Here is a 6,340-nt window from a genome sequence, read left to right as displayed (position 1 = left end):
GAAGGCGCTGGCGAGCGCCTCGTCGAGCCGGTCGGCGTCCAGCGGCTTCTGCAGCACGCCGGCGAAGCCGAGCTGCGCAGCGCGGCGATCGAGCCTGCCGCCGGAGTCGCTGGTGATCAACAGAACCGGCCAGCCGACGCCGCGGCGGCGGAGCGCCTCGGCAAGCTCGAAGCCGTCCATGTCGGGCATTCGGAGGTCGGTCAGAACGCATCCCCGGGGGAGCGCGTCGGCCGCGTCGAGGAAGGGCGCTGCCCCAGCGAACGTTACGCAGTCATAGCCGAGCGTCGCGAGGAGGAAGACCGTCGAATTGCGCACGCCTTCGTCGTCGTCGATCACGTACACGCATTTCCTGCCAGGGCCTGGCACTCACGCGGCCCAGTGCATCACGAGCGCGTCCGCGTGCCGTTCATGGCAGCGCCTCCTCGACGAGGCCGGAAGGCCGCCGCTCATCACGTGCATCGACCAATAATGGTCCGCGAGATCCAGATAAGCGCTGCGCGACGGCTCGCCTGGCGCATCGACCGCATTCTCGATCGCGGTCGCGTAGCGCTGAAGCCAGTAGTCGGGATCGGTCATGGTCATGGTCGCCGCCACTGCCTAGAGGAACGCGGCGCGGCGGCCGGAAGCGATGAAGCAGGATTCCATCGCCTCCACACCGGCGGGGGCCAGCGCGACATAAACCCGGCGAGCGTCGAACGGGTCGTTCGTACGGGTCACGAGATTGCGATCCTCGAGCATTGCGAGCCGCCGAAGAACGGTGGTTGCCGGAACACCGCACAACCGTGTCAGGCGCCCGATGCTCATGCGCAGCGAGTCGAGATGCGCGGCGTAGAGCTGCAGAAGCATGTCCCAGGTGGGATCCCCGAACAGCTTGCCGGCGAAAGCGTCATCGCGCTTCCGCCGGAGCTCGCAGGTTCCGCGGACGATTTCGGCCGTAATGCCGTTGTCGGGCTGAACGAACGGCAGGACCACGTTCGAGTTGCAACTCGACTCAGGAGCGCAATCCGTGGCCCGCTGATCGAATGCCTTGAGTGCGGCCTGGTTCACCTTGTCCTCCAATTCTCATTCGGCGGGAACCCTTTCGGCGAAAACAGGCGGTTCGGCGATATCGGTATATTACCTACAGTAATGCTACCGTACGCGCGGGGAGCAGGGACATGAACGCCGCTCCGGCGCACGTCCTCACGCCCGCCCGCCGCGTCTATGTCGTCGACGATGACGAGCCGTTCCGGCGCTCGCTGATGGTGCTGCTCAAGGCCGCCGGGTGGGAGGCCGAAGGGTTCGCTTCGTGCCTGGAGTTCGCCGAGCGTTCGCACGAGCTGGAGCCCGGCATCCTCCTCCTTGACGTCAATCTCGGTGACGGCAGCGGACTGGACCTGATCGAGCGCGATCCGTCTGGGTTCGACCATTTCGCGGTGGTGATGATGACCGGGGCGGGTGAAATCGCGACCGCAGTGAGGAGCATCAAGGCGGGCGCTGCCGACTTCATCGAAAAGCCGTTCCTCTCCGAGGAATTGCTGGCCCGGCTCAACGCCATCGACAACGACTTCGCGGCGACGCTCCAGTCGAAATCGGCTGCCCGCGACGCTCGGCGGCGCGTCGCGAAACTTTCTCCGCGCGAGCGCGACGTACTCGAGCGCCTGCTCTCCGGCGCTTCGAACAAGCTCATCGCCCGCGATCTCGACCTCAGTCCGAGGACGGTCGAGATGCACCGGGCGCGCATGCTCGACAAGCTCGGCGCCGGCACAACGGGGGAGGCGCTGGAGATCGGGCGTCTTGCCGAGGTCCGGGCGGTGCAGCCGGCAAGCGGCTGAACCGCCTTACTTGACCCTTTCGACCTGCTCGAACTCAAGCTCCACGGGCGTCGCGCGGCCGAAGATGGAAACGCTGACCTTCACCCGGCCACGGTCGAAGTCGAGCTCTTCGACGATCCCGTTGAAGCTCGCGAACGGGCCGTCGAGGACCTTGACGCTGTCGCCGATCTCATAGTCGACGCTGATCTTCTGCTTGGGCGCGGAAGCGGCTTCGGCCTCGCTCGACAGCATCCGCGCGGCCTGGGCGTCGGGGATCGGCTGGGGCTTGCCGCCGGGGCCGAGGAAGCCGGTGACCTTGGGCGTGTTCTTGACGAGGTGGTAGACCTGGTCGTTCATATCGAGCCGCGCGAGGACGTAGCCGGGCATGAACTTGCGTTCGGACTGCACCTTCTTGCCGCGCTTGATCTCGGTCACGGTCTCGGTCGGGACCTCGATCTGCTCGACGAACGGGGTCAGGCCGAGGCGGCCCGCCTCGCTCTGGATCGAGTCGCGGACCTTGTTCTCGAAGCCGGAATAAGCGTGGATGATGTACCAGCGGGACATTGTTTCGGACCTAACCCAGGAAGCTCAGCAGGAACTTGACCGTGCTCGAAAAGACGGCGTCGATAGCGAAAAAGAAGAAGGCGAGGGTGAGCGAGAGGATCACGACCATGATCGCGGTCGAGACGGTTTCCTTGCGCGTCGGCCAGTAGACCTTGGCGGTTTCCGCTTTGACCTGGTTGATGAACTGACCGACGGAGACTTTCGCCACTTCGCTGCTTCTTCTTCTCGAGTTGCGGATAGAAAAGCGCCCCGCGGGACGCCCTTGGTTGGATGGGCGGCCGGCGGGGCTGGCGGTCATTTAGCGCCGGTCGCCCGAGTCTTCAAGCTCGCTCGCGCCGGCGCGAACGCCAAGCTGCGCGGCGGCACTTGTCGAAAGTTAAGGTGCCGCGCGAACGCTTTTGTTATATTGCCGCAGTTTAGTGCCGGAAATTGCTCGGCAGGAGGGCTCGGGCATGGGGGTGGCATGGCTGTGCTGGGCGGTCGCCGCGGGGGCTTCGGCGCTGCCGCCCGCCGCCGTGCCGCCCCCTGACCCTCCCGATCGACGCGAAACGATTGTGGTCACCGGCGAACGGGTGAAGCGCTCGCTCAAGGACACGACATCGAGCGTTGCGGTGTTCGACCGGCGCGACCTCGAGCGGATGGCGGCGCCCGACCGCATGCAGGACGTGCTGCAGTTCGTCCCCAACGTGCTCATCGGGTCGAAGCGCGACATGCCGATCATCCGCGGCCAGAACAGCGCCGGCGTGCTCGGTGGGCTGCCGGCGTTCCTCGGCGGAGCGCGGCCGCGGACGGTGGTGCAGGTCGACGGCCGGACGATCACCTTCAACGAATTCGCGTTCAGCCCGGAAGGGTTGTGGGACGTCGACCGTGTCGAGGTATTCCGCAGCCCGCAGACGACCACCCAGGGCGTCAACTCGATCGCGGGTGCGATCTTCATCCACACGACCGACCCGAGCTATCGGCTCGAAGGCCGCGCGCGGGTCATCGCCGGGCAGCTTCACCGGCGGCAGGCATCCGCGGCGCTGTCCGTGCCGCCGATCGACGACCAGCTCGCCATCCGCGTTTCGGGCGACCTCTATCGCGCCCGCACGTCGAACGAGCTCAGCGGGCCGGTCGCGGGGGTCGACCTCAACAGGGACGTCTACGGGACGGAGCGGGTCAAGCTGCTCGCCGAGCCGCGCGCATTGCCGGGGCTGCGGCTGCTGCTGACCTATGCGCACGTGGAGTCTGAAGCGCCCCAGGTTGAGCTCGCGCGGCGGCCATTCAGCGAGCGCCGCGATCCCGCCTATATCTTCGGCGACTTCAAGGTGAACATCGACTCGCTGACAGGCTCGCTGAGCTTTCCCGTCGGCCCGTCGCTCGAATCGCGCACGACAGCGAGCGCGGGCGATACCAGCGCCCAGCGGCGAGCGCCGCGCGGCTTCGGGCAGACGAAAAGCCACGGCCGTGACGGGTCGGTGGAATCGCTGCTGGCATGGACCCCCGAAGGACGCCTGAGCGCGATCGGCGGGGTGAGCTGGTCGGCGATGGACCTTGATCAGTTCATCGACCTTTCGGTCACGCCTTTCGGAATCGGCACGTTCGACGACCGCCAGCGCAGCCGCGCCCTGTTCGGCGAGGCGGCCTGGCGCGCGACGAACCGCCTCTCACTGACGGCGGGAATGCGGCTGCAGAGCGACTCGAAGAAGCGCGCGGGCGTGCTGCGCGCCTCGCCCGACCTGCCCGTCGATATCGAGAGGACCGCACGTGCGTTCCTGCCCAAAGTTAGCGCTGCCTACGACGTCACGCCGGACGTGCGGGTCGGGGCGATGGTGCAGCGGGCGTACAATCCTGGCGGCGTCACGCTCGACCCCGGCCGGCATATCATCGTCCAGTTCGCGCCCGAATATCTGTGGGACTACGAGTCGTTCGTCCGCGCGGCGCTGCTTGGCGGCGCGCTGAACCTCAACGGCAATTTGTTCTACAACGACATCAAGGATGCACAGCGGACGCTCGACGTCTGCTTCCCGACGCCGACCGGCTGCGTCGGCCTTTCGGGCATCGCCAATGCGCCGCGCGCCCATAGCTACGGCGCCGAGCTCGAGCTCGGCTACAAGCCGGCCGCGAACCTGACGCTGCGCGGTGCGGGCGGGTTGCTGCGGACCAAGTTGACGAAGACGCTGCTTCCGACGGACGAAATCCTCGGCAAGGAGTTTGCCGGCGCGCCGCGATTTACCGGGACCGCCGGAGTCGATTGGGCGCCGGTCCGCAGCGTCAGCCTTTCGGCGCAGGTACGGCACAGCAGCGGCTATTTCGGAGACGATGCGGAAACGCCGGACTTTCGCATCGCGCCCGTCACCACGGTCGACGCGCGCGTGAGCTGGCAGCGCCGGCGCTTCACCATGTTCGCCTATGCCCAGAACCTGTTCGACAAGTTCCACATCATCGGCTGGAGCGATTTGCGCGATCGACCGAACGTCGATGCCACGACCAACGATGCGCGGGAGATCGGAGTGGGACTCGACGGCCGCTTCTAACCGTAGACGAGATAATCCGGCTTCAGGCGGCGTGCGCGCCAGTAAGCGGTCAGCCCGAATTCGTCGGACAGCTTGGCAAAGCGGGGATCCGCTCTCAAATTAGCGACCGGCGGGGTGAACAGCCACTGTGTCATGCGGCGGTTGTAGTCGTCGACTTCCTTGCTGTTCGACCGATCGGTGCTGAGAAACTTGCCCCGCCACAGCAGGAAGCCTTCGGTGACGTCGAAAGCGGTGTCAGGCAGACCGAGCGCGCACAGGTACATGACCATGTCGTTCGCGAGCTGGGGCGTGCTTTGCGCGATCCTGAGAGCCGCGGATCGCGCTGCTTCAACGGCCGACGGCGTTCGGAACTCCAGGGCGTCGAGGACCAAACGCCGAGTTTCGCCATCCGGCAATCCGCGCGAGCCATCGAGGATCGTCCGTGCCGCTCGCGGCCTTCCCGACAGGGCGAGGATAGTGAAGCGCGCATAATTCGCGAACCAATAGTCCGGCCATAGACCGATCACTCGATTGATGACGCCATCCGCTTCGCGCGTCTTTCCGAGAATCCACAATTTCAAAGCGCGAACGACGAGACACGCCCGCATGAACGGCGACTCTTTGAGTATGCGCTCGTTCCAAAGCCAGGATTCGCGAGTCAGGCCTGCGGCCTGGAGAAGCGGCATCAGTTCGAGCATCGCCGGGATATTCGCGGGATTGCTGGACAGGATTTCGCGAAGTTGCCGGTCGCGCGTCGCCCAATCGAGCATCGGTCCTTGCAGGAGGAACATGGCGACCCGGGCATTCGGCTCGCCTGGATCCAGTTCCAGAGCGCGCCGGATTGCCATTTCCGCCCGCGCAACGACCCCGGGTGAATCGGCGCCGGAGGCTTCGTCGGCCGCGGCGCTCCGGAAATAGGCGAGCAAGCCCCAGGCGCGAGCGCTCGCGGGCTCGAGTTGAACCGCTTGCTCGTACAGAGCCACCATCTTCGGATTGTTGTTGGCGCCGATGGCGGCCTGTTCGAACGCCGAACCATTGCGAAAGGCTTCGCCGCCCCGCGCCATCACGGCTTCAAATCGCGGATTCGACTTCGTACGCAGGAGAAGCCAGGCCCCGCTGCCGGCGGCCGCAAGGGCCGCTGCCCCGCCAATGGCCGCCCGCCTCGTCAATGTTGCCGAGGCCGACCGGCCCGCCTTCCCATCGACGCAGCCCTTTCCCAAGCCGGCGATATCGCCTTTGAGCCGGTAGCCGGTCCGGGGGATCGTCTCGATCTCGAAGCTCCCGTCGGCGATTTCGGCAGCCAGCTTGCGGATCGCCCCGACGGCGCGGTTGAGGCTGTCGTCGCCGACATAGACTCCGCCCCAGCAGCGCTGGAACAAGGCTTCGCGCGTGACCACCTGGCCGGCGCCTTCGGCGAGCACGACCAGCACCTGCATCACGCGCGGCTCGACGTCGGCGGTGCCGCCGGGTCCGGCGACCGTCCGGCTC

8 protein-coding genes are annotated in these 6,340 nt (G+C 66.3%); 2 read left to right on the top strand and 6 right to left on the bottom strand.

Annotated elements, in window-relative coordinates:
- The 3 genes from GH737_RS12185 to GH737_RS12175 all read right to left on the bottom strand — a co-directional run.
- On the bottom strand, positions 1-342 hold a 342-nt coding region (locus tag GH737_RS12185; RefSeq protein WP_196233146.1), incomplete at its 3' end, for a response regulator transcription factor.
- 24 nt (positions 343-366) lie between these two features.
- Positions 367-582 carry a hypothetical protein gene (locus GH737_RS12180; RefSeq protein WP_155265079.1) on the bottom strand — a complete coding sequence of 72 codons (216 nt, stop codon included), beginning with the start codon at positions 580-582 and terminating at the stop codon, positions 367-369.
- A gap of 15 nt (positions 583-597) precedes the next feature.
- Positions 598-1,047 carry a MarR family winged helix-turn-helix transcriptional regulator gene (locus GH737_RS12175; RefSeq protein ID WP_155265078.1) on the bottom strand — a complete coding sequence of 150 codons (450 nt, stop codon included), beginning with the start codon at positions 1,045-1,047 and terminating at the stop codon, positions 598-600.
- Between the two features lie 110 nt (positions 1,048-1,157).
- Between GH737_RS12175 and GH737_RS12170 the strand changes: the two genes are divergently transcribed.
- On the top strand, positions 1,158-1,814 hold the full coding sequence (locus tag GH737_RS12170) for a response regulator transcription factor (protein WP_155265077.1): 657 nt from the start codon (positions 1,158-1,160) through the stop codon (positions 1,812-1,814).
- Between the two features lie 6 nt (positions 1,815-1,820).
- Here GH737_RS12170 and nusG read toward each other — a convergent pair whose 3' ends face one another.
- Together nusG and secE are read right to left on the bottom strand one after the other, a co-directional pair.
- Positions 1,821-2,357 (bottom strand): transcription termination/antitermination protein NusG, encoded by a 537-nt coding sequence (gene nusG / locus GH737_RS12165; protein ID WP_155265076.1) that lies wholly within the window; start codon positions 2,355-2,357, stop codon positions 1,821-1,823.
- 10 nt (positions 2,358-2,367) lie between these two features.
- Entirely contained in the window at positions 2,368-2,565 is a 198-nt protein-coding gene (secE, locus tag GH737_RS12160; protein WP_155265075.1) for a preprotein translocase subunit SecE, read from the bottom strand.
- 244 nt (positions 2,566-2,809) lie between these two features.
- Here secE and GH737_RS12155 point away from each other — a divergent pair, with 244 nt between their 5' ends.
- Complete coding sequence (locus tag GH737_RS12155; RefSeq protein WP_155265074.1) at positions 2,810-4,873, top strand: TonB-dependent receptor; 2,064 nt, start codon at positions 2,810-2,812, stop codon at positions 4,871-4,873.
- Here GH737_RS12155 and GH737_RS12150 read toward each other — a convergent pair.
- Positions 4,870-6,340, bottom strand: a 1,471-nt coding sequence (locus GH737_RS12150) for a winged helix-turn-helix domain-containing protein (RefSeq protein ID WP_196233145.1), incomplete at its 5' end; no start/stop codon positions are given. The genes GH737_RS12155 and GH737_RS12150 overlap by 4 nt on opposite strands.

This window comes from Sphingomonas segetis, assembly GCF_009720245.1.
GTDB lineage: Bacteria > Pseudomonadota > Alphaproteobacteria > Sphingomonadales > Sphingomonadaceae > Sphingomicrobium > Sphingomicrobium segetis.
The sequence above is the reverse complement of the archived record's forward strand: the minus strand, read 5'-3'. Positions and strand labels throughout refer to the sequence as shown.